Source organism: Streptomyces synnematoformans, from assembly GCF_039531005.1.
Taxonomy (GTDB): Bacteria; Actinomycetota; Actinomycetes; order Streptomycetales; family Streptomycetaceae; genus Streptomyces; species Streptomyces synnematoformans.
This window is the reverse complement of the sequence record NZ_BAAAPF010000664.1, coordinates 1-1,336: the sequence shown is the minus strand read 5'-3', so window position 1 is coordinate 1,336 and position 1,336 is coordinate 1. Positions and strand designations below refer to the sequence as shown.

Here is a 1,336-nt window from a genome sequence, read left to right as displayed (position 1 = left end):
CCGCGGGCGCCCGGCGCCGCGCCCTGGGTGCGGACCCGGCTGCGGGCCGCGCCCGCCGGCTCGCTCGCCCTCGCGCTGCTCCTCCTCGCCGCCGCCGTCCTCGCCGCCGCGTTCCCGCGCGGCGTGGACACGTACGAGGACCGCGAGGCCCGCCGGCTGATCGACGGCGCCACAGCGGCCGAGCGCAACGTGGCGCTGACCGTCCCGCCTGATCCCGAGGTGCTCTTCGAGGACCGGCTGGAGTCGATGTCCGCGCAGACCGTCGCGGCGTACGCGCGGCCGGTGCTGCGCGCGTTCCGCGACCCGCTGCGGGCGGAGACCGGCCAGGTCTCGTACGGGGTACGCACCCGGCCCGTGCTGGTCGCGGACGACCCGTGGCTGCCGCGGACCGACGGGCAGCGGCCCGAGCTGCAGCTCGACGCCCGCGCGGGCGTCGGCGAGCGCGCCCGCGTCGTCGACGGCAGGCTGCCGAAGCCGACGCCGTACGGGGCCGCGGGCCCACCGGGCACACCGGGCTCACCCGCCAAGCCGAGCGGCGCCGGGGCCCGCGCGGACGAGGTCGTCCTGGAGGCTGCCGTCACCGCCGCCACCGCCCGCGAGCTGGGCATCCGCGTCGGCTCCCGCATCCACCTCCCGCGGGCCGGCGGCACGCTCGTCGGCCACGTCACCGGCATCGTGGCGCCCAAGGCGCCGCGCAGCGACTACTGGTCCGTCGACCCGCTCCTGCGCGCCCCCCAGCTGCGCCAGAAGCCGTCCGCGACGGAGCCGCGGCGCTACTGGGCCGCCGCCCTCCTCCTCCACCCCGACAGCGGCCCCGCCCTCTACGCCGGTACGGGGTCCTTCGACCTCGCCGGCGAGGACCCCGCCACCGGCCCGTACTGGAACGTGCCCGTCGCCGGCGGCGCCCTCAGCGGGCGCGACGTGCCCGCCGTGCTCGACGCGCTGTCGTCGCTGCAGGAGGGCCCCGCGTACCAGCGCCTCACCGAGCGGCTGGGCACCAACCTCGGCGGCGCCGCCGGCTCCGCCGGGCTGCTCGGCGGCTACACCGGGCTGCGCGACGCCGTCACGCCCGTCGTCGCCGTCGCCGCGTTCGGCGTCGGCGCCGTCGCCGCCGTGGTGCTGGGCATGAGCGGCGGCCTCGCCGTGTCCCGGCGCCGCGCCGAGCTGGCCCTGCTCCGCTCCCGCGGCGGCTCCCTGCGCGGCATCGCCGCCCGCCTCCTCGCCGAGAACGCCGCCGTCGTGCTGCCCGCCGCCGCGGCCGGCTACGGCCTAGCCGCGCTGCTGCTGCTCGCCGAGCGGCCCGGGCCCGCGCTGCTCGCGGCGGGTGCGGCGGGGG

General features: G+C 80.2%; 1 pseudogene. It reads left to right on the top strand.

The features are described 5' to 3' along the window. Nucleotides 1–1,336: pseudogene (locus ABD317_RS36980) on the top strand (hypothetical protein); the annotation flags it as partial.